The organism is Streptomyces sp. NPDC001832 (assembly GCF_040297265.1).
GTDB lineage: Bacteria > Actinomycetota > Actinomycetes > Streptomycetales > Streptomycetaceae > Streptomyces.
In genome coordinates this window covers 104,772-129,404 of sequence record NZ_JBEOYU010000012.1, presented here as the reverse complement: position 1 = coordinate 129,404, position 24,633 = coordinate 104,772, and the positions used below count along the sequence as shown (strand labels likewise).

Annotated in this window: 22 protein-coding genes; 10 read left to right on the top strand and 12 right to left on the bottom strand. The window is 69.5% G+C overall.

The genetic code is table 11. The features are described 5' to 3' along the window. Nucleotides 1-161 precede the first annotated feature (161 nt). Together ABT115_RS13080 and galE are read left to right on the top strand one after the other, a co-directional pair. Nucleotides 162-1,670 carry an amino acid permease gene (locus tag ABT115_RS13080; protein WP_351787809.1) on the top strand — a complete coding sequence of 503 codons (1,509 nt, stop codon included), beginning with the start codon at nucleotides 162-164 and terminating at the stop codon, nucleotides 1,668-1,670. Nucleotides 1,671-1,715: 45 nt separating this feature from the next. Continuing rightward, a complete protein-coding gene (galE, locus tag ABT115_RS13075; RefSeq protein ID WP_351787806.1) occupies nucleotides 1,716-2,702 on the top strand; it encodes a UDP-glucose 4-epimerase GalE in 987 nt (328 codons plus the stop codon). A gap of 85 nt (nucleotides 2,703-2,787) precedes the next feature. Here galE and ABT115_RS13070 read toward each other — a convergent pair whose 3' ends face one another. From ABT115_RS13070 to ABT115_RS13050, 5 genes are all read right to left on the bottom strand, one after another. Next, the gene (locus ABT115_RS13070; RefSeq protein ID WP_351787803.1) at nucleotides 2,788-4,917 is read right to left on the bottom strand and encodes a 3-hydroxyacyl-CoA dehydrogenase NAD-binding domain-containing protein; all 2,130 of its coding nucleotides are present in this window, start codon (nucleotides 4,915-4,917) and stop codon (nucleotides 2,788-2,790) included. After that, on the bottom strand, nucleotides 4,914-6,143 hold the full coding sequence (locus ABT115_RS13065; protein WP_351787800.1) for a thiolase family protein: 1,230 nt from the start codon (nucleotides 6,141-6,143) through the stop codon (nucleotides 4,914-4,916). The genes ABT115_RS13070 and ABT115_RS13065 overlap by 4 nt, the downstream gene beginning before the upstream one ends. A 322-nt stretch (nucleotides 6,144-6,465) precedes the next feature. Further along, nucleotides 6,466-7,740, bottom strand: coding sequence for an HRDC domain-containing protein (locus ABT115_RS13060; RefSeq protein ID WP_351787797.1), 1,275 nt, complete (start codon nucleotides 7,738-7,740; stop codon nucleotides 6,466-6,468). A gap of 117 nt (nucleotides 7,741-7,857) precedes the next feature. Beyond that, nucleotides 7,858-8,520: a helix-turn-helix transcriptional regulator gene (locus ABT115_RS13055; RefSeq protein ID WP_018100712.1), complete on the bottom strand. Its 663-nt coding sequence runs from the start codon at nucleotides 8,518-8,520 to the stop codon at nucleotides 7,858-7,860. Between the two features lie 240 nt (nucleotides 8,521-8,760). Next, nucleotides 8,761-9,420: a DUF3000 domain-containing protein gene (locus ABT115_RS13050; RefSeq protein WP_351787793.1), complete on the bottom strand. Its 660-nt coding sequence runs from the start codon at nucleotides 9,418-9,420 to the stop codon at nucleotides 8,761-8,763. 91 nt (nucleotides 9,421-9,511) lie between these two features. Between ABT115_RS13050 and hemE the strand changes: the two genes are divergently transcribed. After that, nucleotides 9,512-10,585 (top strand): uroporphyrinogen decarboxylase, encoded by a 1,074-nt coding sequence (gene hemE / locus ABT115_RS13045; RefSeq protein ID WP_502969086.1) that lies wholly within the window; start codon nucleotides 9,512-9,514, stop codon nucleotides 10,583-10,585. A gap of 33 nt (nucleotides 10,586-10,618) precedes the next feature. Here the strand turns inward: hemE and ABT115_RS13040 are convergent, their stop codons facing one another. Then, the gene (locus ABT115_RS13040) at nucleotides 10,619-11,614 is read right to left on the bottom strand and encodes a DUF4349 domain-containing protein (protein ID WP_351787790.1); all 996 of its coding nucleotides are present in this window, start codon (nucleotides 11,612-11,614) and stop codon (nucleotides 10,619-10,621) included. A gap of 126 nt (nucleotides 11,615-11,740) precedes the next feature. Here ABT115_RS13040 and hemG point away from each other — a divergent pair, with 126 nt between their 5' ends. Next, a complete protein-coding gene (hemG, locus tag ABT115_RS13035; protein WP_351787786.1) occupies nucleotides 11,741-13,228 on the top strand; it encodes a protoporphyrinogen oxidase in 1,488 nt (495 codons plus the stop codon). Between the two features lie 4 nt (nucleotides 13,229-13,232). Continuing rightward, nucleotides 13,233-13,961 carry a hydrogen peroxide-dependent heme synthase gene (gene hemQ, locus ABT115_RS13030; protein WP_351787783.1) on the top strand — a complete coding sequence of 243 codons (729 nt, stop codon included), beginning with the start codon at nucleotides 13,233-13,235 and terminating at the stop codon, nucleotides 13,959-13,961. Nucleotides 13,962-14,124: 163 nt separating this feature from the next. On the opposite strand, the gene ABT115_RS13025 is transcribed toward hemQ, so the two are convergent. The 3 genes from ABT115_RS13025 to ABT115_RS13015 form a co-directional block, all read right to left on the bottom strand. Beyond that, nucleotides 14,125-14,667: a DoxX family protein gene (locus tag ABT115_RS13025; protein WP_502969087.1), complete on the bottom strand. Its 543-nt coding sequence runs from the start codon at nucleotides 14,665-14,667 to the stop codon at nucleotides 14,125-14,127. Nucleotides 14,668-15,147: 480 nt separating this feature from the next. Then, a complete protein-coding gene (locus ABT115_RS13020) occupies nucleotides 15,148-16,455 on the bottom strand; it encodes an MbnB/TglH/ChrH family RiPP precursor modification enzyme (RefSeq protein WP_351787780.1) in 1,308 nt (435 codons plus the stop codon). 105 nt (nucleotides 16,456-16,560) lie between these two features. Then, a complete protein-coding gene (locus tag ABT115_RS13015; protein ID WP_351787873.1) occupies nucleotides 16,561-17,274 on the bottom strand; it encodes a peptidyl-tRNA hydrolase in 714 nt (237 codons plus the stop codon). 117 nt (nucleotides 17,275-17,391) lie between these two features. Here ABT115_RS13015 and ABT115_RS13010 point away from each other — a divergent pair, with 117 nt between their 5' ends. Beyond that, nucleotides 17,392-18,069: an AIM24 family protein gene (locus ABT115_RS13010; protein ID WP_351787777.1), complete on the top strand. Its 678-nt coding sequence runs from the start codon at nucleotides 17,392-17,394 to the stop codon at nucleotides 18,067-18,069. Between the two features lie 90 nt (nucleotides 18,070-18,159). Here ABT115_RS13010 and ABT115_RS13005 read toward each other — a convergent pair whose 3' ends face one another. The 3 genes from ABT115_RS13005 to zapE all read right to left on the bottom strand — a co-directional run bounded on the left by ABT115_RS13005 (nucleotide 18,160) and on the right by zapE (nucleotide 21,336). Further along, the gene (locus ABT115_RS13005; protein WP_351787774.1) at nucleotides 18,160-19,539 is read right to left on the bottom strand and encodes an alkaline phosphatase PhoX; all 1,380 of its coding nucleotides are present in this window, start codon (nucleotides 19,537-19,539) and stop codon (nucleotides 18,160-18,162) included. Nucleotides 19,540-19,664: 125 nt separating this feature from the next. Continuing rightward, nucleotides 19,665-20,090, bottom strand: coding sequence for an OsmC family protein (locus ABT115_RS13000; RefSeq protein ID WP_351787771.1), 426 nt, complete (start codon nucleotides 20,088-20,090; stop codon nucleotides 19,665-19,667). Nucleotides 20,091-20,196: 106 nt separating this feature from the next. Then, nucleotides 20,197-21,336 (bottom strand): cell division protein ZapE, encoded by a 1,140-nt coding sequence (gene zapE, locus ABT115_RS12995; protein WP_351787769.1) that lies wholly within the window; start codon nucleotides 21,334-21,336, stop codon nucleotides 20,197-20,199. Nucleotides 21,337-21,373: 37 nt separating this feature from the next. Here zapE and ABT115_RS12990 point away from each other — a divergent pair, with 37 nt between their 5' ends. The 4 genes from ABT115_RS12990 (at nucleotide 21,374) to msrB (ending at nucleotide 24,593) form a co-directional block, all read left to right on the top strand. Next, on the top strand, nucleotides 21,374-22,138 hold the full coding sequence (locus ABT115_RS12990; protein ID WP_351787767.1) for a pyrimidine reductase family protein: 765 nt from the start codon (nucleotides 21,374-21,376) through the stop codon (nucleotides 22,136-22,138). Nucleotides 22,139-22,287: 149 nt separating this feature from the next. Beyond that, on the top strand, nucleotides 22,288-22,740 hold the full coding sequence (locus ABT115_RS12985) for an indole-3-glycerol phosphate synthase (protein ID WP_351787870.1): 453 nt from the start codon (nucleotides 22,288-22,290) through the stop codon (nucleotides 22,738-22,740). Nucleotides 22,741-22,781: 41 nt separating this feature from the next. After that, nucleotides 22,782-24,176, top strand: coding sequence for a UDP-N-acetylmuramate--L-alanine ligase (gene murC, locus ABT115_RS12980; protein ID WP_351787765.1), 1,395 nt, complete (start codon nucleotides 22,782-22,784; stop codon nucleotides 24,174-24,176). 9 nt (nucleotides 24,177-24,185) lie between these two features. After that, on the top strand, nucleotides 24,186-24,593 hold the full coding sequence (gene msrB / locus ABT115_RS12975) for a peptide-methionine (R)-S-oxide reductase MsrB (protein ID WP_351787763.1): 408 nt from the start codon (nucleotides 24,186-24,188) through the stop codon (nucleotides 24,591-24,593). Nucleotides 24,594-24,633: the final 40 nt, after the last annotated feature.

The window sequence follows — 24,633 nt, the reverse complement described above, 5'->3', positions numbered from 1 at the left end:
GATCCTCGCGACCGGCACGAGATACCGCCAACGGGCCGGTCGGAACACCCTGTACGGGTGGTCCGACCGGCCCGTTCGCGTGAAATCGCCCAGTACACAGGCCTTTGCTCAAGGCGCTGTCCCAATCATGGCGTACACGACGAGTGCGTGGAGGTACGCCGGTGACTGCCCAGCAGGACACACCACCCAGCAGTGCTGGACTGTTCCGGACCAAGACGGTCGAACAGTCCATCCGCGACACCGAGGAGCCGGAGCACGCGCTCAAGAAGTCCCTCTCCGCGCTTGACCTCACGGTCTTCGGGGTGGGCGTCATCATCGGCACCGGCATCTTCGTGCTCACCGGCAAGGTCGCCAAGGAGATCGCGGGCCCGGCCACCTCCCTCGCCTTCGTGGCTGCGGGCATCGTCTGCGCCCTGGCCGCGCTCTGCTATGCCGAGTTCGCCTCCACCGTCCCGGTCGCCGGCTCCGCCTACACCTTCGCGTACGCCTCGCTCGGCGAACTGGTCGCCTGGATCATCGGCTGGGATCTGGTGCTGGAGTTCGCACTCGGCACGGCGGTGGTGGCGGTCGGCTGGTCCGGCTATGTCCGCTCGCTGATGGACAACTTCGGCTGGAGCGTGCCCGATGTTCTCTCCGGAACCGATGTGGCGAAAGGATTCGGCTTCGACATTCTGGCCTTCATCCTGGTGCTCGTTCTGACCGTCGTGCTGGTGCTCGGCATGAAGCTTTCCGCCCGGGTCACCACGATCGTGGTCGCCATCAAGCTGGTCGTGGTCCTGATCGTCATCGTCGCTGGACTGTTCTTCGTCGAGGCTGCCAATTACTCGCCCTTCATCCCCGAGGCACAGCCGCAGCCTTCCGGTTCCGGACTGACCGCGCCGCTGGTCCAGCTGATGTTCGGCTATGCGCCCACGAACTTCGGCGTCATGGGCATCTTCACCGCCGCCTCCGTCGTCTTCTTCGCCTTCATCGGCTTCGACGTGGTGGCCACCGCCGCCGAGGAGACGAAGGTTCCGCAACGTGACATGCCACGTGGCATCCTCGCTTCGCTCTTCATCTGCACCGTGCTCTATGTCGCCGTGTCACTGGTGGTCACGGGCATGGAGAATTACAGCCAGCTGTCGGTCGAGGCCCCGCTGGCCGACGCCTTCAAGGCCGTCGGTCATCCCGTCTACGCGGGATTCATCAGCTTCGGCGCCGCGATCGGCCTCACCACGGTCTGTCTCATCCTGCTGCTCGGGCAGACCCGGGTATTCTTCGCGATGAGCCGTGACGGGCTGCTCCCGCGGTTCTTCTCGGTGACGCACCCCCGCTTCCGCACCCCGTACCGCCCGACCATCCTGCTCGGCGTGATCATCGCGATCGTCGCGGGCTTCACGAGCATCAACGAACTGGCGACGCTGGTGAACATCGGCACGCTCTTCGCGTTCGTCGTCGTAGCCGTGGGCGTCATGGTGCTGCGTCGCACCCGCCCCGATCTGCACCGCGCGTTCCGCACCCCGTGGGTGCCGCTGATCCCGATCCTCTCGGTGGCCGCCTCGGTGTGGCTGATGCTCAATCTTCCGGCCGAGACCTGGCTTCGGTTCGCCGTCTGGATGGCCATCGGCGCGGTCGTCTATTTCGCGTACGGGCGGCAGCACAGCCGGGTGGCGCAGGGCGATGCCCGGTAGCCGCGGAACGCCCGCCATGCCCCGTCTCATGATTACTATGACCGTATGACTTGGCTGATCACGGGTGGTGCTGGTTTCATCGGGGCCCACATTGTAAGGGCGATGCTCGATGCGGGCGAACAGCCTGTCGTCTACGACGACTTGTCCACGGGGAACCCGAACCGGTTGCCCGAGGGCGTGCCCTTCGTCAAGGGGTCGACGCTCGACCGTGATGCCCTGGACCGGACCCTCGCGGAGTTCGGCATCGACGGGGTCGTCCACCTTGCCGGGAAGAAGCAGGTCGCGGAGTCAGTGGCCCGCCCGCTCCACTACTACCGGGAGAACGTGCACGGGCTGCAGAACCTCCTCGAAGCCGTCACGGCGGCCGGGGCGCGCCGCTTCCTCTTTTCCTCGTCCGCCGCCGTCTACGGCCTCCCCGACGTCGACCTGGTCAGCGAGGAGACTCCGTGTGCTCCGATCAATCCGTACGGCGAGACCAAACTCGCCGGCGAGTGGATGGTGCGTGCGACGGGTGCCGCCCACGGCATGGCGACCGCTTCGCTCCGATACTTCAACGTCGCGGGTGCGGCCGACCCGCAGCTTGCCGACACGGGCGTCTTCAATCTGATCCCCATGGTGTTCGAGCAGCTCACCGAGGGCCGGGCACCGATGATCTTCGGCGACGACTACGCCACCCCTGACGGTACCTGCATCCGTGACTTCATCCATGTCGAGGACCTGGCCTCCGCCCACGTCTCGGTGGCGCGCGCCCTGGGGAAGCGCGGAGACGGGACCGATCTGACCGTCAACATCGGCCGGGGCGAGGGGGTTTCGGTCCGCGAGATGATCTCGCTGATCGGCGAGGTCACGGGGTACGGACCGGCGGCGGAGCCCACGGTGTCCCCCCGCCGTCCGGGCGACCCGGCCCGGGTGGTGGCCTCGGCCGACCGTATGCACAAGGAACTGGGCTGGGCGGCCCGGCACGACGTGCGTGAGATGGTCGCCTCGGCCTGGGAGGGCTGGTGCCTGTACCACCCCGAGGCGCGTCGCTGACCGGTGGCACGGAACGGATGATGCGGCGATGCCCCGGGTGCTCACCCCGGGGCATCGCCGCATCGCACGCGGTTGGAACCGGAAGTTACGCCGGAACGCTCGCCACGCCCTGTGCCAGGAACTTCTTGCCGTTCACCCGCTCCGAGACGCCCTCACGGTCCAGGTACGGCGTGATGCCGCCCAGGTGGAAGGGCCAGCCCGCGCCGGTGATCAGGCAGAGGTCGATGTCCTGGGCCTCGGCGACGACGCTCTCGTCCAGCATCAGACCGATTTCCTGCGCGACCGCGTCCAGGACACGGTCGCGCACCTGCTCCTCGGTCAGGACGACATCGCCCTGCTTGAGGAGTGCGGCGACCTCCGGGTCCAGCTCCGGCTTCCCGGAGTCGTACACGTAGAAGCCGCGCTTGCCGGCCTTGACGACCGCGGCCAGGTTCTCGGAGACGGTGAACCGGTCCGGGAATGCGTGGTTCAGGGTCTCGGAGACATGCAGACCGATGGCCGGGCCGACCAGCTCCAGCAGCACCAGCGGCGACATCGGCAGACCGAGCGGCTCGATGGCCTTCTCGGCGACCTCGACCGAGGTGCCTTCGTCGATGATGTTCTGGATCTCACCCATGAAACGGGTGAGGATGCGGTTGACGACGAACGCCGGGGCGTCCTTCACCAGCACCGCGGTCTTCTTCAGCTTCCGCGCCACACCGAACGCCGTGGCCAGCGAGGCGTCGTCGGTCTGCTCACCGCGGACGATCTCCAGCAGCGGGAGGATCGCGACCGGGTTGAAGAAGTGGAAGCCGACGACCCGCTCGGGGTGCTGCAACTTCGACGCCATCTCGGTGACCGAGAGGGACGAGGTGTTGGTGGCGAGGATCGCGTGCGCCGGGGCGACAGCCTCGACCTCCGCGAACACCTGCTGCTTGACGCCGATCTCCTCGAAGACGGCCTCGATGATGAAGTCGGCGTCGGAGAAGCCCTCCGCCTTGTCCAGCACACCGGAGACCAGGGCCTTGAGGCGGTTGGCCTTGTCCTGGTTGATGCGGCCCTTGCCGAGCAGTTTCTCGATCTCGGTGTGGACATAGCCCACACCCTTGTCGACGCGCTCCTGGTCGATGTCGGTCAGCACGACCGGCACTTCCAGGCGGCGGAGGAACAGCAGCGCCAGCTGCGAGGCCATCAGACCGGCACCCACGACACCGACCTTGGTGACCGGGCGGGCCAGCGCCTTGTCTGGAGCACCGGCCGGGCGCTTGGCGCGCTTCTGGACCAGGTTGAAGGAGTAGATACCCGAGCGCAGCTCGCCGCCCATGATCAGGTCCGCGAGGGCCTGGTCCTCGGCGTCGAAGCCGGCGCTCAGGTCGCCGTTCTTCGCCGCGGCGATGATGTCCAGCGCGCGGTACGCGGCCGGGGCCGCACCGTGCACCTTGGAGTCGGCGATGGCCTTGCCGCGCGCGACGGCCTGGTCCCAGGCGTCACCGCGGTCGACCTCGGGGCGCTCCACCGTGACCGTGCCGTTCAGCACGGAAGCGGTCCACACCAGCGACTGCTCCAGGAAGTCCGCGCCCTCGAAGATCGCGTCGGCGATCCCGAGCTCGAATACCTGCTTGCCCCTCAGCTGGCGGTTCTGGTTCAGCGAGTTCTCGATGATGACGGAGACCGCGCGGTCGGCACCGATCAGGTTCGGCAGCAGTGCGCAGCCGCCCCAGCCGGGGACCAGACCGAGGAAGACCTCGGGCAGCGAGAACGCGGGCAGCGCCTTGGAGACGGTGCGGTACGAGCAGTGCAGACCGACCTCGACACCGCCCCCCATCGCCGCGCCGTTGTAGTACGCGAACGTCGGGACCGCGAGGCCGGAGAGGCGGCGGAAGACGTCGTGGCCGCCCTTGCCGATGGCCAGCGCGTCGTCGTGGTTCTTCAGCAGTTCGACGCCCTTGAGGTCGGCGCCGACCGCGAAGATGAACGGCTTGCCGGTGATGCCGACACCGACGATCGCACCCTCGGCGGCCTCCTTCTCGACCTGGTCGACGGCGGCGTTCAGGTTCGCCAGCGACTGCGGTCCGAAGGTGGTCGGCTTGGTGTGGTCCAGGCCGTTGTCCAGCGTGATGAGGGCGAAACGGCCCGCACCGGCCGGAAGGTCCAGGTGACGTACGTGCGCCTGCGTGACGACCTCATCGGGGAACAGCTCGGCCGCACCCTTCAGAAGCTCAGTGGTGGACCTCACTTGTGACCTCCGTCTGCCGTGTCGAAGTGCGGGTTCTCCCAGATGACCGTCGCGCCCATGCCGAAGCCGACGCACATCGTCGTCAGGCCGTAGCGGACCTCCGGCTGCTCCTCGAACTGGCGGGCCAGCTGCGTCATCAGACGTACACCGGAGGAGGCGAGCGGGTGACCGTAGGCGATGGCGCCGCCGTACTGGTTGACGCGGGCGTCGTCGTCGGCGATGCCGTAGTGGTCGAGGAAGGCGAGCACCTGCACGGCGAACGCCTCGTTGATCTCGAACAGACCGATGTCGCCGATGGTCAGCCCGGCCTTGGCGAGGGCCTTCTCGGTCGACGGGATCGGGCCGTAGCCCATGACCTCCGGCTCGACGCCCGCGAAGGCGTACGACACGAGGCGCATCTTGACCGGGAGGCCCAGCTCGCGGGCGACGTCCTCGGCCGCGAGCAGCGAGGCGGTGGCGCCGTCGTTGAGCCCCGCGGCATTACCGGCGGTGACCCGGCCGTGCGCACGGAACGGGGTCTTCAGACCTGCGAGGGACTCCAGGGTCGTACCCGGGCGCATCGGCTCGTCGGCGGTGACCAGGCCCCAGCCGGTCTCTCCGGCCTCGGCGTTGGTACGGCGCACGGAGACCGGCACCAGGTCCTGCTGGATCTTGCCGTTGGCGTACGCCTTGGCGGCCTTCTCCTGCGAGCGGACCGCGTACTCGTCCGCACGGAGCTTGGTGATCTGCGGGTACCTGTCGTGCAGGTTCTCCGCGGTCATGCCCATGAACAGGGCGGACTCGTCGACCAGCTTCTCCGATACGAAGCGCGGGTTCGGGTCCACGCCCTCGCCCATCGGGTGCCGGCCCATGTGCTCGACACCACCGGCGACGACGACGTCGTACGCGCCGAAGGCGATGGAACCGGCAGTCGAGGTGACGGCGGTCAGGGCGCCCGCACACATGCGGTCGATGGAGTAACCGGGAACGGACTGCGGCAGACCGGCCAGGATTCCGGCGGTGCGGCCCAGCGTCAGACCCTGGTCACCGATCTGCGTGGTCGCGGCGATGGCGACCTCGTCGATCAATGCGGGGTCCAGGTCCGGGTTGCGGCGCAGCAGCTCCCGGATGGCCTTCACGACGAGATCGTCGGCGCGGGTCTCGTGGTAGATGCCCTTCGGGCCCGCTTTGCCGAACGGGGTGCGGACGCCGTCGACGAAGACGACGTCCCTGATGGTACGAGGCACGGTGGCTCTCCTCCAGGGTGCGGGATGGCACTGCTGCGGGGCACACCCAGAGGCGTGCCGCTTCCTTCATGCTACTTGCGGGTAACCAGACTGCCCAGTCCCTGTGACGGGAGCGGCGAAGGTCACATACGAATGGGGGCGGGCGCGAGGGCCGTTTCGTCCTCGAACGCCGGACGGGCCGGCAACGCAGGGCCGGACGTGTCGAGGCCGCGCCGGAAACGGCAATCGCCGGACGGGGCGGCGAAAACGGCCCGTCCGGCGATTGAGGGCAGAGCGCGGCGTCCGGCCGCGCAATCTGGCGTGAACACGACCCTCGACGGTCTCAGGCCGCCGACATCAGCACTCGGACCAGCAGTGGGGTCACCTGTTCGATCTGCCAGCGCCGCGCCCCGTACCCGGTGAGCGCGGACTCGATCACGTCCGCGGTCGGATTCTTCGGCGGCTCCCAGCAGATCCGGCGCACCGTGTCCGGGGTGATCAGGTTCTCCTGCGGCATGTGGAGCCGCTCCGCGAGCTCCGACACCGCGGTGCGGGCGGCCGAGAGCCGGGCCGCTGCCGCCGGGTCCTTGTCCGCCCAGGCACGGGGCGGCGGCGGACCGGCGAGGCTCTGGCCGGGCTGGGGGAGCTCGGCGTCCGGCAGCGCCTTGGCCCGGTCGATGGCCGCCTGCCACTGCTCAAGTTGACGGCGGCCCATGCGGTGGCCGAACCCGGGCAGCGCGGTCAGCGCATGGATGTTCGGCGGGAGCGCGAGCGCCGCCTCGACGATCGCCGCGTCACCCAGCACCTTGCCGGGGGAGATATCCCGGCGCCGGGCGGCCTGGTCACGGGCGGTCCACAGCTCCCTCACCACCGCCATCTGACGCCGGCGGCGGACCTTGTGCATGCCGGAGGTGCGGCGCCACGGGTCCTTGCGCGGGGGAGCGGGCGGCGCCGAGGCGATCGCGTCGAACTCCTCTCGCGCCCACTCCAGCTTGCCCTGCCTGTCGAGCTCGTCCTCCAGGGCGTTGCGCAGCTCGATCAGCAGCTCGACATCGAGCGCCGCATAGCGCAGCCAGGGGTCGGGCAGTGGACGGGTGGACCAGTCGACGGCGGAGTGGCCCTTCTCCAGCGAGTACCCGAGCACACTCTCGACCATGGCGCCGAGGCCGACCCGCGGGAAGCCGGCCAGCCGTCCTGCCAGCTCCGTGTCGAATAGCCCGGTGGGAGTCATCCCTATTTCGCGCAGACAGGGCAGATCCTGGGTGGCGGCGTGCAGGATCCACTCGCTGCCGCTCAGGGCGTTACCGAGTTCGGACAGGTTGGGGCAGCCGACCGGGTCGATCAGTGCGCTGCCCGCGCCGTCGCGGCGCAACTGTACGAGGTAGGCGCGCTGGCCGTAGCGGTAGCCGGAGGCGCGCTCGGCATCGACGGCCACCGGGCCGGAGCCGGCGGCGAAGGCGGCGACCACCCGGGCGAGAGCGTCGTCGGATGCCACCACCGGGGGAATGCCTTCTCGAGGTTCGAGCAAGGGGATCGGCGCCGGGGCGACGTCGTCCGGGGGGGCGCCCCCGGTGGTTCGCAGTGAAGTGTCTGCTGCGGTCTCTTGGGCGTCGGTCACGTGTAAAGGGTATCTGTGAATGTAAGGCGCCCGTCGACGGAACGTTCCGTCGACGGGCGCCGATGAATGTAAACCAGCCGGTTCGTGTCGCTGTGTGTACCTGCGGGGGTGCGCGGGTCAGTGGATGATGCCCGTTCGCAGGGCGACGGCGACCATGCCTGCGCGGTCTCCGGTGCCGAGCTTGCGGGCGATTCGGGCGAGGTGGCTCTTGACGGTCAGGGCGGACAGGCCCATGGAGACGCCGATGGCCTTGTTGGACTGGCCTTCGGCGACCAGCCGGAGGACCTCGACCTCGCGGCCGGACAGTTCGCGGTAGCCGCCCGGGTGGCTCGGGGTGCCGGGGGGCCGGCGGTGCATACGGGCGGCGGTGGCGCCGATGGGGGCGACGCCGGGACGGGCGGGGTGGCCGATATTGGTTCGGGTGCCGGTGACGACGTAGCCCTTCACACCGCCCGCGAGGGCGTTGCGTACGGCGCCGATGTCATCGGCGGCGGAGAGGGCGAGGCCGTTCGGCCAGCCGGCGGCTCGGGTCTCGGACAGCAGGGTCAGCCCGGAACCGTCGGGCAGGTGGACGTCGGCTACGCAGATGTCGCGCGGATTGCCGACGCGGGGACGGGCCTCCGCGATGGACGACGCCTCGATGACGTCACGTACTCCGAGTGCCCACAGATGGCGGGTGACGGTGGAACGGACGCGCGGGTCGGCCACGACGACCATGGCCGTCGGTTTGTTCGGGCGGTAGGCGACCAGGCTTGCGGGCTGCTCTAGGAGAACGGACACCAGGCCTCCTGGGGAGTGGCGGGACGGGCCGGCTCGGGGATGAAGCCGGGGCGAACCGTGCTTGAAGGGTCATTGACCTCTTCGGCAGCAGAGCCGTCCTCCTTTAGAGGAAGATCACTATTTGGTGAGTAACAATTTCGGGCAAATCGGGCATACGATCGATTTTACGAAAATAGTGTCGGTAACGTTGCGCTGATTGTGACGCGGTGCTACCGGCGAGGGAAAAGGTTCAGCGCAGATTCAGGGAGCCTGGGGGCCACGCCGCTGGGGGAGCGTCACCACCGCAGCGTCGGCGGGGCCGGATGGCGGCAGGCCGGCGATCTGACACAGCAGATCGCCCCACGCCATCAGATGCGCCGCCGTGTCCGGCGCTCCGCCACGACCCCCGCCCGGTGTCCACGACGCCCGGATCTCGATCTGCGTCGCCGGGCGTCTTGCGGCCAGCGCACCGAAGTAGTGCGACCCCGCCCGGGTCACTGTGCCGCCCGCCTCTTCGTACGACAGGCCGCGTGCCTCCAGCGCACCGGTCAGCCACGACCAGCACACCTCCGGCAACAACGGATCGGAGGCCATCTCCGGCTCCAGTTCGGCCCGTACCAGCGTCACCAGGCGGAAGGTGCCGTGCCAGGCGTCGTGCCCGGCCGGATCGTGGAGCAGTACGAGGCGGCCGTCGGCGAGATCGTCCTCGCCGTCCACGACCGCGGCCTCCAGGGCGTAGGCGTACGGAGCGAGCTGCTTGGGCGGCCGCGTCGGCTCCACCTCCAGCTCCGGGCGCAGCCGCGCCGATCGCAACGCGTCGACCGCCGACCGGAACGCGGGCGGGACGGATCCACCCTCCGCGCTGTCCTTGCTGTCAGCGCCATCGGATTGATCGGAAAACTGTCCCTGAGCCGGAGCCATGCGGGGAAGAGTAGGCGGAACCGGAGCCTCGCGCAGGGAGGGACACCCGGCCGCGCCCGGCTGCTTACGACCTCGTGCGAAGATTCTTGGTGTGAGTGCCAACGATCGCCCCATGGGCCAGCAGACGAAGACATCCGCCACCCATGAGTCGGCGTTCCTGAAGGCGTGCCGACGCGAGCCCGTGCCGCACACGCCGGTCTGGTTCATGCGTCAGGCAGGGCGTTCGCTGCCGGAGTACCTGAAGGTGCGCGAGGGCATCGGGATGCTCGACTCCTGCATGATGCCGGAGCTGGTCGCGGAGATCACCATGCAGCCCGTCCGCCGCCACAAGGTCGACGCCGCGATCTACTTCAGCGACATCGTCGTACCGCTCAAGGCCATCGGGATCGACCTCGACATCAAGCCGGGCGTGGGCCCGGTCATCGCCGATCCGATCCGCACCCGCGCCGATCTGGCCCGGCTGCGCGATCTCACGCCCGAGGACGTCGGCTACGTCACCGAGGCCATCGGCCTGCTCACCGCCGAACTGGGCTCCACCCCCCTCATCGGCTTCGCGGGCGCGCCGTTCACCCTCGCGAGCTATCTCGTGGAGGGCGGCCCCTCCCGCAACCACGAGCACACCAAGGCCCTGATGTACGGCGACCCGCAGCTCTGGGCGGATCTGCTCGACCGGCTCGCCGGGATCACCAGTGCCTTCCTCAAGGTTCAGATCGAGGCCGGTGCCTCGGCCGTCCAGCTCTTCGACTCCTGGGTGGGCGCGCTGGCCCCCGCCGACTACCGGCGTTCGGTGCTCCCCGCCTCGGCGAAGGTTTTCGACGCCGTCGCCCCGTACGGGGTTCCGCGCATCCACTTCGGTGTCGGCACCGGCGAACTCCTCGGCCTGATGGGGGAGGCGGGCGCGGATGTCGTCGGCGTCGACTGGCGGGTTCCGATGGACGAGGCCGCGCGCCGCGTCGGCCCCGGCAAGGCGCTCCAGGGCAACCTCGACCCCGCGGTGCTGTTCGCGCCGACGGCGGCGGTGGAGGAGAAGACCCAGGAGGTGCTGGACGCGGCCGCCGGTCTCGAGGGCCACGTCTTCAACCTGGGCCATGGTGTGATGCCGTCGATGGACCCGGATGCCCTGACGCGGCTCGTGGAGTACGTGCACGAACGGACCGCGCGCTGAGCGGCGCAGGACACCCGACGGGCCAGGACCGCGCTACGACGCCGGGGGCGTGGACGAGGACTCGGACTGCTCGGGCGTCCGCGGTGCACGGCGCCCGGGCAGGCGGCCCAGCAGCAGCCGCCACAGCAGCAGAAGTACGGTGGCCGTGGCCAGGAATGGAGCCGCGGCGCCCAGCGCCATCGCGAGCCACCGCAGCATTGTGACGAACGCGTGCCAGCCGCCGCCGAGCGCGTCCAGGAAACCGGGGGCGTCGTCGTCCTTCGCCACCGTCTCCGGCTCGGAGAGGTCGAGCGTGATCGTGGCGAGCGTGGTGCGGTCCTTCAGTGACTCCTGCTGGGCGAGCAGCGACTCCAAGGAAGCCTGACGACTGCTCAGTTCGCCTTCCAGCGCGACCACATCGGTGAGCTTCTCGGCCCGGTCCATCAGCTTGCGCACCCGTGCCACGCTCGCTCGCTGGGTGGCGATCCGGCTCTCCACGTCGACCACCTGGGCGGTGACGTCCTTCGCCGACGACGTGCGCGACAACAGCTTTCCGGCGCCCGCGAGATCTCGCAGCACCGCGTCGTACTCGCCCTGCGGAACACGCAGCACGATATGTGATATTTCACGCGAATCGTCTGCCCGCTCCGTCTCCTCGCGGGCCACCAGACCGCCCGAACTCTCCGCGACCGAGCGGGCGACCGCGGCGGCCTTCGGCACGCTCTTCACCTCCACGGAGAGCGAGGCGGTACGGATGACATGGGTGTCGGCGGGCAGGGCGTCGGGCTTCTCGCGCTCTGTCGGCGCACCGCCGCCCTCGGGTGTCCCTTGCGCCGGCCTTCCGGCCGCGGAGTCCGCCGCGGAGTCCGCCGCGCCCTGCTCGGCCGGGGCGATCGCCGCCTTCTCGGCGTCCCCGGAACTCGCCTCGCTCGCACTGTCGGTGGCGCCGCAGCCGCTCAGCGCGAGGAGGCCGGCCAGGAGCCCGGCGGCCAGGATCGTACGCGAACGATGGACGCATGAACGGCCAGGACGCCGGTCGTCTGTCTGCATAACTGCTCCCCCTGGGCGGGCGGTTGATGGTGCTGGTTCGACGTGCGGAGCGGCGGGCGGGTTGCCTGATACCGGTTTCGAAGCGGTCACGTTCAGGACTCGGGAGAGGTTTGAGAGAGTGGAGGCATGCAGCGTTCAATAAACCGCGCGGACACTGGTACGGGTCACGTCGTCGTCATCGGCGGTGGTATCGCCGGTCTCGCCGCCGCCCACCGGCTTCTTGGGGCCGGGCTGCGGGTCACCCTCCTCGAGGTCACCGACCGGCTCGGCGGCAAGCTCATGACCGGTGAGATCGCGGGTGCCCAGGTCGACCTGGGCGCCGAGTCGATGCTGGCCCGGCGCCCGGAAGCGGTCGCCCTGGCACGCGCCGTCGGGCTCGGCGACCGTCTCCAGCCACCCGCCACCGCCACCGCATCGGTCTGGACGCGCGACGCCCTGCGGCCCATGCCCAAGGGTCACGTGATGGGTGTACCGAGCGACCCGGCGGCGCTCAGCGGAGTGCTCTCCCCGGAGGGCCTCGCGCGCATCGCGCAGGAGCGCGACCTCACCCCGACCACCGTCGGCGACGATGTCGCGGTCGGTGCGTACGTCGCCGACCGGCTGGGCCGCGAGGTCGTCGATCGGCTCGTGGAACCGCTGCTCGGCGGCGTGTACGCGGGTGACGCCTACCGGATCTCGATGCGCGCCGCCGTACCGCAGCTCTTCGAGGTGGTGCGGGAAGGCGGCTCGCTGCTCGACGGTGTCCGGCGCATCCAGGAGCGGGCCGCGGCCCGGCAGCAGACCGGACCGGTCTTCCAGGGCATCGACGGCGGCATCGGCACCCTGCCGTACGCGGTTGCCGACGCCGTGCGCGCGATGGGCGGGGAGATCCGGACCGCCACCCCCGTCCTCGGCCTGACCCGAACCACCGACGGCTGGGACGTCCGCACGGACACCCGGATGATCACCGCCGACGGCGTCGTGCTGGCCGCACCCGCCTGGTCCGCCTCCACCCTGCTCGCCGCCGAGTCCCCGGCCGCCTCCGCCGAGCTCGCCGGTATCGAGTACGCGTCGATGGCGCTCGTCACCATGGCGTTCCGCCGCTCGGACGTGGCTGCCACCGGCGCACTCGAGGGCCGCTCCGGCTTCCTCGTACCGCCGGTCGACGGCCGGACCATCAAGGCCTCCACCTTCTCCACCCACAAGTGGAACTGGGTCGCCGATTCCGCCCCCGACCTGTTCGTCCTGCGCACCTCCGTCGGCCGGTACGGCGAGGAGGACCACCTGCACCGCGAGGACAGCGAGCTGGTGGACGTATCGCTGCGAGATCTGGCCGAGGCGACCGGGCTGGCCGCGAAGCCCGTGGAAACCGAGGTCACCCGGTGGATCGGCGGACTGCCCCAGTACCCAGTGGGTCACCTCTCCCGGGTCGCCCGGATCCGTGACGAGGTCGCCAAGTTGCCCGGCCTGCGGGTCTGCGGAGCGGTCTACGACGGGGTCGGCATCCCGGCATGCATCGCGAGCGCCCACCGTGCCGCGGATGAGATCGCCCGCGACCTCACCGGCGGGCCCGGGGAAGAGATCACCACCACGTCGACCCGGGTTCAGGGCACGCGGAGCGAGGCGGGACAATAGCCGTATGAGTGCGCCTGAGACTGTGAAATCAAGCAAGGGCCCCAACGCGGGTAAGAAGGCCAAGGACCTCAACGAGGTCATCCGCTACACGCTGTGGTCCGTCTTCAAGCTGCGCGATGTCCTGCCCGCGGACCGTGCAGGTTACGCCGACGAGGTCCAGGAGCTGTTCGACCAGCTTGCGGCGAAGGACATCACCGTCCGCGGCACCTACGACCTCTCCGGCGTGCGCGCCGACGCCGACATCATGATCTGGTGGCACGCCGAGACCGCGGACGAGCTGCAGGAGGCGTACAACCTCTTCCGGCGCACGAAGCTGGGCCTGGCGCTGGAGCCGGTCTGGTCGAACATGGCGCTGCACCGCCCCGCCGAGTTCAACAAGTCGCACATTCCGGCGTTCCTGGCCGACGAGACGCCGCGCAACTACATCAGCGTCTACCCCTTCGTGCGTTCCTACGACTGGTACCTGCTGCCGGACGAGGACCGCCGCCGTATGCTCGCGGACCACGGCAAGATGGCCCGCGGCTACCCCGACGTCCGGGCCAACACCGTCGCCTCCTTCTCGCTCGGCGACTACGAGTGGATCCTCGCCTTCGAGGCCGACGAGCTGCACCGCATCGTCGACCTGATGCGCCACCTGCGGGCTTCCGAGGCGCGGATGCACGTCCGCGAGGAGGTCCCGTTCTACACGGGGCGCAGGAAGTCGGTTGCAGATCTGGTGGCCGGGCTCGCGTAGCGAGCGGGCTCCGACCACCCCAACCCGGAAGATCAGACGGCGGGCACCGGCAAGTTTCGCGCTGCCCGCCGTTCCAGCGACACCGGGTTCGGCTCCGGGTTCGCCGCAGGCTCCGGCCTGCGGCGACCCCGGACCTACAGAGAAGCACGGGGCCGCACGGACCCTAGAGGCTCAGCGCGACGGCGGCGGTGACGCCGCCGAGACCCAGCGCGAAGGCGGCTTCAGTCCAACCGCCCTTCCCCCAGCGGAACGGGCGGTCCAGGGCGAGCCGTCCGGGGCCGATGGCGGCGATGGCCAGTGCGACGACCGCGATGCACACGTTGTACTCCACGCCACCCTGTGTCGCCCATAGACCATGTGCCGCGGTGACGGTCACCATGGCGTTGATCATCACGCCGATCAGGGCAGCCGCCGCCAGTGGTGTGAACAGTCCCAGAGCCAGACCGATGCCTCCCAGGAACTCGGAGCCACCGCCGATGGCGGCGAACACCGTGCCGGGGTGGTACCCCAGTGCGGCGAACCCTTTGCCCGTGGCGGTGAGGCCCTCACCACCGAATATTCCGAAGAGTTTCTGACAGCCATGGCCTGCCATCAGCAGGCCGAACGTGATTCTGATGAGGAGCAGCCCGCAATCGGCGGCGGACACTGCCGGCCGCGCCGGGACGTCGGCCGCAGGACTGGGCGAGGCGCGCAACTGCTCAACTATGGACTTCACCGGGGGCTCACTTCTGCTCCGAGGTCCCGGGGCGGTGCCGACCAGCCACCAAGGAAACGGCAGGGCGGGTTGTTCAGTCACTGTGGCGTTTGTAAGGAAATGCCAGGTCCGGAAGACCGCGACGCTGCCGGGACGCAGTCGCGGCGAAAGTCAGCTGGACTGTCGCCACCGTTCTCGCATCAGTCCGGTCAGGCCGCCGGCCATTTTCGTTATGAAATACATGACGTCGGCTTGTCTCTTTCCATCATTACCCCATGCCTCCCTCGGTGCCGAGCCTGCAGCGGGGGTGTGCACACGTTACTTGCGGGTGGTTCATGACCGTCCGTCATCTTCCCTACGGCATCCGTCGACGCGCCGGGCAGCAGCCAACGTGGGTGGAGACGATACGGAGCCGGATGCGCGAGATTGCTGCCGCACCCCATGCGACCTGCAGAAACAGAATCCAGAGCCCTGCGAGGGTGTTCGTGCCGGTCACCTTCCGACCAGGGCCGCGCGGGCCGCTCGTACCAGCCGGGTGGCGCGGCGCGGCGGTCGCGCGGCGGCCCGGTCCTGCCACCAGTGGGTCAGCCGGCGCCGTGCCGCGTTGTCGGCGGGCCGGCCGGAGACCAGCAGCCCCTCGGCGAAGTCCAGCGCGTCGCGCCGGTAGCCGGCGGACATGGGACGGGTCCTGGCGTACGCGAGGAAGGCGTCCCGGTAACCGGCGCCCAGAATCTCCGGCAGCTCGGGTGCCACCTTGGCGACGACCCCGGCCCGTTTGGCGGCCAGGGCATGGCTCTGGATCCCGAGTCGGCGGTGGTCGAAGCCCTGCGGGGCGGGGGCGCCCGCGACGAGGGCGGAGAGCAGGGCGGTCTGGGCGACCGCGATCCGGTCGCGCACGGATTCCGGGGTCGGACCGGGGCTCCGGACAGGTCGCGGCACGGAATTCCCGGCGTGCGCGGACGCACCGGCGCCGAGGGCAGCCGCCCGGTCCAGCGTGGCGCGGATCGTGATCATTTCGCCCGCCAGCTCCTCGGCCGGCGGGAAGTCGTCGTCCCGTTCCAGGAGGACGCCGGGCGGGTCGACCCGCGAGCGGAGTTCGGCCAGGACGTCGAGCACGGGCTCGGTGACCGGGTGGGCGTGAGTATCGTGCCAGACGCCGTCCTTCTCGACGCCGCCCGCCACATGTACGTACGCGATGGCCTCCACCGGCAGCTCGTCGAGCGCGGTGGCCGGGTCTTCGCCGCGGTTCACGTGGTTGGTGTGCAGATTGGCGACATCGATCAGCAGCCGGACACCGGTGCGCTCGACCAGCTCCGCCAGGAACTGCCCTTCGGTCAGCTCCTCGTCGGGCCAGGAGATCAGCGCCGCGATGTTCTCCAGTGCCAGCGGCACCGGCAGCGATTCCTGCGCGATCCGTACGTTCTCGCACAGCACGTCCAGCGCGTCCCAGGTCCGCGGTACGGGCAGCAGATGGCCCGCTTCCAGCCCCGGCGAAGCGGTGCGCGGGCCCCCGGCCCGTACGAACGCGATGTGCTCGGTGACCAGCGGCGTGCCGAGCAGCTCGGCCCGGGCCGCGAGATCCGCGAGCCGTCCCGCGTCGGGGCGCTCGGCCCCGCCGAGGCCCAGCGAGACGCCGTGCGGGACGACGGTGACATCGCGTGCCCTGAGCCGTACCAGCGAATCGGGCAGATGGTCGGTGCAGATGTTCTCCGCGACCGTCTCCACCCAGTCGATCCCCGGCAGTGCCTCGACGGAGTCCGCGATCTCCGGCCGCCAGCCGATGCCGATTCCCAGTTTCATGTCGTCCCCCTCCTCCACCGTGTGCAGGTCTGATGGCCCTGGCAGGTGGTGGTGAATCCGGAGAGGGGGACGTTCAGAGGTTGATTTGAGGTTCCCGACAGCCTTTCAGCCGCGCAGCGCGGGATGGTCGGCGACCACGGTGCACGACCCCGGAGCGATCTCGGTGAATCCGGCGTCGCGCACCACCGGAAGTCCGCTCACCGTGAGTTCCTGCCAGCGGCCCGCCTCCGCAGTGGCGACCGACAGCGGGAAGTCCGCCTCGCGCCACGCCTTGCGCTCCGTTTCGGACAGCTCCCACCAGGCGAGCTGCGCACCGTGTCCGGCCTGCGCCATCGCCTTGCCCGCCGACATGTCCAGCTCCGGGTTCAGCCACAGCACCGGGCCCGCGGGATCGGGCGCGGCCGGCGGCTCGGGGTCGTCCAGATCCGTCCCTGACACCTGGAGCTTCGCCAGCTCCTTCGGCCAGCCGTCCAGAGGCACCGGCGGGAAGACCCGTACCTCGGCGCTCTCGCCCGTGACCGTGATGCCGGGCAGCGTGGACGCCTTGCGCCACTCCGCGCCGCGCGCCCGCCGCACCACCTTGCGGATCCGGGCATCCTGCCAGTCCCGCATCGCCCGCGCCCACTCGCCCTCGCCGGCCGACCGCTCGTCGGAGAGCATCACGAGCACCGCGCGCGCGGCGGTCCGCAGCGCGTCGGTACGGGCCGGGGGAGCCGTCTTCTCGATGCGCACGACCAGCGGCAGCACGTACTGCGGGGCCTCGTCCCGGTGCGTCCGCTCGGACCTGAACGGGCTGTCCGCCGCAGGGGAGCAGGACATGGCCGGGGATTCGGACGGGGATACGGGGGCGTCGTTGTCACTCACTCGTCCCAGTCTGCCAGCCGCCCGAGAATCGCTTCTTGGCGGAATGAATCGCTCTGGGTAAGGATGCACAGCATGAAGAGCGATCTCTTTTCCAGCGAGAACATGGCGCAGCAGGCAACCGCCCCCGGGATGACCCTGCAGAACGCCAAATCCATCAAATACGCCGTAAACGGCGAGATGTACGCCCGTCAGGGATCGATGATCGCCTTCCGTGGTGATCTGCAGTTCGAGCGCAAGGGCCAGGGCCTCGGCGGCCTGCTCAAGCGTGCCGTCACCGGCGAGGGGCTGCCGCTGATGGCGGTCCGCGGCCAGGGCGAGGCCTGGTTCGCGCACGAGGCCGCCGACTGCTTCATCGTGGACATGGAGCAGGGCGACGTCCTCACCGTCAACGGCCGCAACGTGCTCTGTTTCGACGCCACGCTCTCCTACGAGATCAAGACGGTGAAGGGCGGAGGGATGACCGGCGGCGGCGTCTTCAACAGCATCTTCACCGGATACGGCAAGCTCGGCCTGATGTGTGAGGGCCACCCCATCGTGATACCCGTCACGCCCCAGCAGCCGGTGTGCGTCGACACGGACGCGGTGGTCGGCTGGAGTGCCAACCTGACCACATCGCTGCACCGCTCGCAGAGCCTCGGCTCGATGGTGCGCGGCGGGTCCGGAGAGGCCGTCCAACTGCGGCTGGACGGCGAGGGCTTCGTGATCGTGCGGCCCAGTGAGGTCAAGCCCGAGAAGCCGTCGGCCAACTGAACCTGAGCGGTTGGCAGAAGGCTTCGCAGGAACCCGGCCCCGTAGCGCGCAGGGGCGGGCAACAGCTGCCCACCCCCGCCCATCAACGCATCAGCGCCACGGCCCCGTCACCGCGAACGTCGTCCCCGGCGTATAGCAGTTGACGAACATCGTCCCGCCGTCCGGGGCGAATGTGACCCCGGCGAACTCGCCCCACGCGGGCTCCTCGGACGTCCCGATGTTCTGCCGGCCCCGCGCCATCGCGTACACCTCGCCGCCCCGCGTCAGGCCGAACACATGCTGCGAGCCGTCGCCGTCCTCGCACACCATCAGCCCGCCGTCGGACGCCAGGCAGATGTTGTCGGGGGACTCGCCGGGCAGTTGCACGTCCGAACCGGGACCGAAGACGATCACCAGCGTGAGGCGACGCCGCTTCGGCTCGTACCGCCACACCTGGCCGTAGTGGTCGGCCGCCGAACCCTGCGAGCTGTGCGCGAAACTGGAGACGAAGTAGATCGCGGACCCGCCCCAGTAGCAGCCCTCCAGCTTCTGCGCGTGTGTGATGCCCTTCGGGCCGAAGTCCTGGAACCGGATCGGGGTTTCGGCCGCCTGCGGATCCGGTACGGGAACCCACTCGATGCCCTCGAAACTCGCACCGGTCTCCTGGACCGCGGAGAGGTCGGGGACGCCTGGCACCCGCATGGCCTCCAGATGGCCGCCGGCCCGCAGTGAGCCCGTCCCGCCGAGCGGTTTGTCGGGCAGGAAGCGGTAGAAGAGCCCGAACGGCTTGTCGAACGCGTCCTCCGTCTCGTACACGATCCCGTTCTTCGGATCGATCGCGATCGCCTCATGCTGGAAGCGGCCCATCGCGGTGAGCGGCACGGCCCCGGTGCGGTGCGGATCGGCGCCGTCCACCTCGAAGATGAAGCCATGGTCCTTGGTGTAGCCGTTGGTGCCGGCCTTGTCCTCGGTCTCCTCGCAGGTCAACCAGGTGTTCCAAGGGGTGCGGCCGCCCGCGCAGTTCACCGCGGTACCGGCGATGGCGACGCGTTCGCCGAGGACGTTGTTGCGGCCGTCGAGCTCCAGGACCGTACAACCGCCCTTGCCCATCGGGTCGTAGGTGAGGCCCTCGACGGTCGGTACCGGGATTCTTCCGGCGGCGCGGTTCTCGTGGTTGCGTACGAGACGGACGTGTCCGTGCCGGCCGCTGAAGGCGGCCATGCCGTCATGGTTGCTGGGGACCTGGCCCTCGCCGGAGCGGAGCGGGTCGCCCTCCCGGGACAGGACCCGGTAGCGGAAGCCTTTCGGGAGGTCGAGCAGACCGTCCGGGTCGGATACGAGCGGGCCGTAGCCGCTGTGTCCCCGGGCGGCGGCGGTGCCCGCGAAAAGTTCGGAGAACGCCCCGGCGAAGGCGATCGAGGCAACGGCCGCGCCGCTGCCGGCCAGGACCTGTCGTCGTGTTGCGAGCTGTCGTGCTGATGCTGATGACATGAGGCAACTCCCTGCTGGCGGACAGGAGATGTGACCCGCATGTGTGTACCACGCGTATCGTCGCGCGGGAACCATGCGGGTCACGAGCCTCGTGAGTACCACTGGCCCACAGGGGCCCCGTGGGATCAGGCCAGGGACGCGGTGAGCGTGATGGTCGTGCCCGTGAGCGCCTGACTGACCGGGCAGTTCGCCTTGGCGTCCTCGGCGGCCTTGACGAAGCCCGCCTCGTCGAGACCCGGCACCTCGCCGTGGACGGTGAGGTGAATACCGGTGATGCCGGTTCCGGGCTGGAAGGTGACCTCGGCCTGCGTGTTCAGCCGGGTCGGCGGGGTGCCGGCGGTGGCCAGGCCGTTGGACAGGGCCATCGAGAAGCAGCTGGAGTGTGCCGCCGCGATGAGCTCCTCGGGGCTGGTCTTTCCGTTCGCCTTCTCCGCGCGGGACGGCCAGGAGACCTCGTAGTTGCCGATGCCGGAGGAGTCGAGGGTGACGACACCCTTGCCCTCGATCAGGTTGCCTTCCCAGACCGTGTGCGCCTGACGCGTGGTAGCCATGCTGGATCCCTTCGAACGGTGTGCGCGGTGAGACGGGAGATAGGAGGCGCCCCGGGGCACCTCGGGCGTACCACCCGAACCTGCATCGGCTGGTACGCCCCCGAACCTACTGCGCCACCAGACCCTTCGCGTCGCGCGCCAGCGCCGTCAGCCGGGAGATCGCCCGGAAATACTTCTTCCGGTACCCGCCGTTCAGCATCTCCTCACTGAACAGCTTGTCGAACGGGACCCCTGAGGCGAGCACCGGAACCTCCCGGTCGTACAGCCGGTCGGCGAGGACGACGAGCCGCAGCGCGGTCGACTGGTCCGGCACCGGCTGGACCTCGGTGAGGCAGACCGCCCGCAGGCCGTCCGTCAACGCGCCGTAGCGGCTCGGATGGACCCGGGCGAGATGGTCGAGGAGCGAGGGGAAGTCGTCCAGGCTGGCTCCCTCGGTGGCGTACGCGGCCTTGGTGACCTGCTCGTCCGAGTACGGCGCGGGGGCCTCGGGCAGCCCGCGGTGGCGGTAGTCCTCGCCGTCGATCCGCAGCGGACGGAAGTGCGCCGACAGCCCTTGGATCTCCCGCAGGAAGTCGGCGGCGGCGAACCGGCCCTCACCGAGCTTGCCGGGCAGCGTGTTGGAGGTGGCGGCGAGCGCGACCCCGGCCTCGACCAGCCGGCTGAGCAGCGATGACACCAGTACCGTGTCACCCGGGTCGTCCAGCTCGAATTCATCGATACACAGGAGCCGGTGCCCGCTCAGCGTCCGCACGGTCTGCTGGAAGCCCAGCGCGCCGACGAGGTTCGTCAGTTCGACGAAGGTGCCGAATGCCTTCAGTGAGGGTGCGGCGGGCGTGGCGTGCCAGAGGGAGGCCAGCAGGTGCGTCTTGCCGACGCCGTAGCCGCCGTCGAGGTAGACCCCGAGGGGTGCCGCGGGCGCTGCCGGCTTCTTGCTGAACCGCCCACCCGTCGCCCGCCACCACCCCTCCAAGGAAGCGCTTCGCGCTCTCCTGTTCTTGCCGGAGCCAGTGGCATGTGCCCCGCCGAGCCCGGCCGCGAAGCCGCTCAGGACGTTGACTGCCTGGGCCTGGCTCGGCTGGCCGGGGTCCGGGACATACGTTTCGAAGCGTACGCAGTCGAAGCGTGGTGGCGGCACCATCTCGGCGACCAGGCGGTCGGCGGGGACGTGCGGCTCAAGGGCACACAGGGACAGCGGGGCCGTTTCGGCTATGGGGCTCTGCCCCGGCACGGCGGTGGAGGACGACACAACCCTCAACCTTAAGCGCCGTGCCAGACTGCAGAACATGCGACGCCTCTTCCCTGTGACCGACCTGACACCGGCTGACGACGAAGGGGAGTGGAGCCTGGACCAGCTGGCCGACGCCTACGCGTACCCCGAGCAGGACAGCCCCTGGCTGCGCGCCAACATGGTTTCGACGCTCGACGGCGCCGCCCAGCACGACGGGCGCTCGCAGCCGATCTCCTGCGCGAGCGACATGCTGATCTTCGGCACCCTGCGCGCTCTGGCAGATGTGGTCGTGGCGGGCGCGGAGACCGTGCGGCTGGAGGGCTACCGGCCCGCCAGGGCCCGCGAGGCCTTCGCTGCCCGCCGGGCCGCGGCCGGGCAGGGGCCCGCACCGGCGATCGCCGTGGTGAGCGGCAGCCTGGACCTGGACTTCTCGTTGCCGCTCTTCGCCTCGCCGCTCGTCCCGACCCTCGTGCTGACCGGTACCGGAGCCCCTGCAGACCGGATCCAGGCAGCGCGGAAGGCGGGCGCCGAGGTGGTGATCGCGGGGGAGGGCTCCCGGGTGGACCCCGCCAGGGCCGTACAGGAGTTGGCGGACCGTGGACTCAAGCGGCTGCTGACCGAGGGCGGGCCGAGGATGCTGGGCCAGTTCGTGGCGGCCGGGGTGCTGGACGAGCTCTGTCTGACGCTCTCGCCGATGCTGACCGCCGGAGACGCGCAGCGGATCGCCGGTGGCCCGTCGGTGGCCGTGCCGGAACGATTCGCCCTGACATCGATGCTGGAAGAGGCCGGGTTCCTCTTCACTCGATACCGTCGGATCTGACAATCAGCGGAATTTGTCGTTCCGGTTAGCCCCCGGAGGGCACAATTACTCTCGCAGACCCCGTGCGAGCACGGGGAAGGACGGTTTCAGCAGAGACCGGTGACGGTCACTGAAGCAGAAGGGCGCCCGTGGTGTTCACCAGCGTTTTGATGATCGAGAAGCCCCTCACTTCCGAGGACGTCGAGTTCGTCACCACCCTGCACGGGGAGGAGCAGACCTCCTTCGTCGTGCTCATGCAGCCGCGCGGTGACCAGGCCGATGTGCTGTTGCGGGCCATCGACGACCTGGCGATGGGCGATCTGAAGGAAGCCGCCCGGGAGGGTGAGGAACCGGAGGGCAAGAATGCCAGGCAGTCCGCCGAACTGGCGCTCGAAGTTTCGCTCGAGGCCCTGCGGCAGGCAGGCTCCGAAGCGGTCGGACAGGTCATCGAGACGCACCCGCTGGACAAGCTGAAGTCCGTGGTCGACGAGGCGGGGGCTGATGAAGTGATCGTGCTGACGGCACCGCACTACGTGGAAGAGTTCTTCCACCGGGACTGGGCGTCCAGGGCCCGGCACAAGGTCGGCGTACCGGTGCTGAAGCTCTTCGCGCACAGCGAATAGGCTGGGCGGGTACTCGATTCGACTTCTGGGGAGACACACGCATGGCACCCGGTATTCCTGCCGCCATGGAACGGCCGCACTTCATCGGCATCGGCGGCGCCGGAATGTCGGGCATCGCGAAGATCCTCGCCCAGCGCGGCGCGAAGGTCGCGGGCAGCGACGCCAAGGAGTCGGGAACGGCCGAGGCGCTGCGGGCGCTGGGGGCGACCGTCCACATCGGACATGCCGCCGGACATCTGGCGGACGACGCCTCGTGCGTGGTCGTCTCCAGCGCCATTCGCCCCGACAACCCGGAGCTGGTGCGCGCCGCCGAGCTGTCGATCCCCGTCGTGCATCGCTCCGACGCGCTCGCTTCCCTGATGGGGGGCCTGCGCGCGATCGCGGTGGCCGGTACGCACGGCAAGACGACCACCACATCGATGCTGGCCGTCGCCCTGTCCGAATTGAACCTCGACCCCTCGTACGCCATTGGGGGCGACCTCGCGGGCCCGGGCACCAACGCCGCGCACGGCGAGGGCCGGATCTTCGTCGCCGAGGCGGACGAGAGTGACCGCAGCTTCCAGAAGTACGACCCCGAAGTCGCGATCGTCCTCAACGTCGAGCTGGACCACCACGCGAACTACGCCTCGATGGACGAGATCTACGAATCCTTCGAGACGTTCGTCGGCAAGATCGTCCCCGATGGCACCCTGGTGATCGCCGCCGACCAGCCCGGCGCCGTCGAGCTGACCGAGCGGGTGCGCGCCCTGTCCTCGGTGAAGGTCGTCACCTACGGCGAGTCCGAGACCGCCGACGTACGCGTCCACAAGGTCACCCCGCGCGGTCTGACCAGCGAGGTCACGGTCCTCCTGAACGGGAAGTTCCTCACGTTCACGGTCTCCGTGCCCGGCCGTCACTACGCCCTCAACGCGGTCGCGGCCCTCGCCGCCGGTGTCGCCCTCGGTATCCCGGCCCACAATCTGGCCTCGGCCCTCGGTAAGTACACCGGGGTCAAGCGCCGCCTCCAGCTCAAGGGCGAGGCGGCCGGGGTGCAGGTCATCGACTCGTACGCACACCACCCCACCGAGATGACCGCGGACCTCGAAGCGATGCGCGGCGCCGCATCCGACGCACGCCTCCTGGTCGTCTTCCAGCCCCACCTCTTCTCCCGCACCCAGGAGCTCGGCGCCGAGATGGGCCAGGCCCTCGCGCTGGCCGACGCCTCCGTGGTTCTGGACATCTACCCGGCCCGCGAGGACCCGATCCCCGGCATCACCAGCGACCTGATCATCGCCGCCGCAAGGTCCGCGGGCGCCGATGTCACCGCGGTCCACGACAAGGCGGCGGTCCCCGGGGCCATCGCGGGAATGGCGAAGCCCGGCGACCTCGTTCTCACCATGGGGGCGGGCGACGTCACGGACCTCGGCCCGCAGATCCTGGACCACCTGTCGAGCTGAGGGAGCGCCGTGTCGTACGACATCGAGAAGCCGGACGAGCAGTGGCGGGCGGAGCTGACCCCCGCCGAGTACGCGGTGCTGCGCCAGGCCGGCACCGAACCCGCCTTCGTCGGCGAGTACACCGATACCAAGACCACGGGCGTATATTCCTGCCGCGCCTGTGACGCGGAGCTGTTCCGCTCCGACACCAAATTCGAGTCGCACTGCGGCTGGCCTTCCTTCTACGACCCGAAGGACACGGACGCGGTCGAACTGATCCAGGACCGTAGCCACGGCATGGTCCGCACCGAGGTCCGCTGCGCCCGGTGCGGATCGCACCTCGGCCATGTCTTCGAGGGAGAGGGCTACCCGACCCCGACGGACCAGCGGTACTGCATCAACTCGATCTCGCTGTGGCTGACGCCGGACGAGGGCTGACGGCCACGACCTGAGCGAGGGCCGGCGCCTGGCGTCAGCC

What these genes read in the sequence shown, in the direction of transcription:
- ABT115_RS13005 (WP_351787774.1), bottom strand. Translation starts at nt 19,539, where the DNA reads ATGTCATCAGCATCAGCACGACAGCTCGCAACACGACGACAGGTCCTG.
- ABT115_RS13050 (WP_351787793.1), bottom strand. Translation starts at nt 9,420, where the DNA reads ATGGCTCCGGCTCAGGGACAGTTTTCCGATCAATCCGATGGCGCTGAC.
- ABT115_RS13010 (WP_351787777.1), top strand. Translation starts at nt 17,392, where the DNA reads ATGAAGAGCGATCTCTTTTCCAGCGAGAACATGGCGCAGCAGGCAACC.
- ABT115_RS12985 (WP_351787870.1), top strand. Translation starts at nt 22,288, where the DNA reads ATGATCGAGAAGCCCCTCACTTCCGAGGACGTCGAGTTCGTCACCACC.
- ABT115_RS13015 (WP_351787873.1), bottom strand. Translation starts at nt 17,274, where the DNA reads ATGTCCTGCTCCCCTGCGGCGGACAGCCCGTTCAGGTCCGAGCGGACG.
- murC (WP_351787765.1), top strand. Translation starts at nt 22,782, where the DNA reads ATGGCACCCGGTATTCCTGCCGCCATGGAACGGCCGCACTTCATCGGC.
- galE (WP_351787806.1), top strand. Translation starts at nt 1,716, where the DNA reads ATGACTTGGCTGATCACGGGTGGTGCTGGTTTCATCGGGGCCCACATT.
- ABT115_RS12990 (WP_351787767.1), top strand. Translation starts at nt 21,374, where the DNA reads ATGCGACGCCTCTTCCCTGTGACCGACCTGACACCGGCTGACGACGAA.
- ABT115_RS13020 (WP_351787780.1), bottom strand. Translation starts at nt 16,455, where the DNA reads ATGAAACTGGGAATCGGCATCGGCTGGCGGCCGGAGATCGCGGACTCC.
- hemG (WP_351787786.1), top strand. Translation starts at nt 11,741, where the DNA reads ATGCAGCGTTCAATAAACCGCGCGGACACTGGTACGGGTCACGTCGTC.
- hemQ (WP_351787783.1), top strand. Translation starts at nt 13,233, where the DNA reads ATGAGTGCGCCTGAGACTGTGAAATCAAGCAAGGGCCCCAACGCGGGT.
- ABT115_RS13040 (WP_351787790.1), bottom strand. Translation starts at nt 11,614, where the DNA reads ATGCAGACAGACGACCGGCGTCCTGGCCGTTCATGCGTCCATCGTTCG.
- ABT115_RS13000 (WP_351787771.1), bottom strand. Translation starts at nt 20,090, where the DNA reads ATGGCTACCACGCGTCAGGCGCACACGGTCTGGGAAGGCAACCTGATC.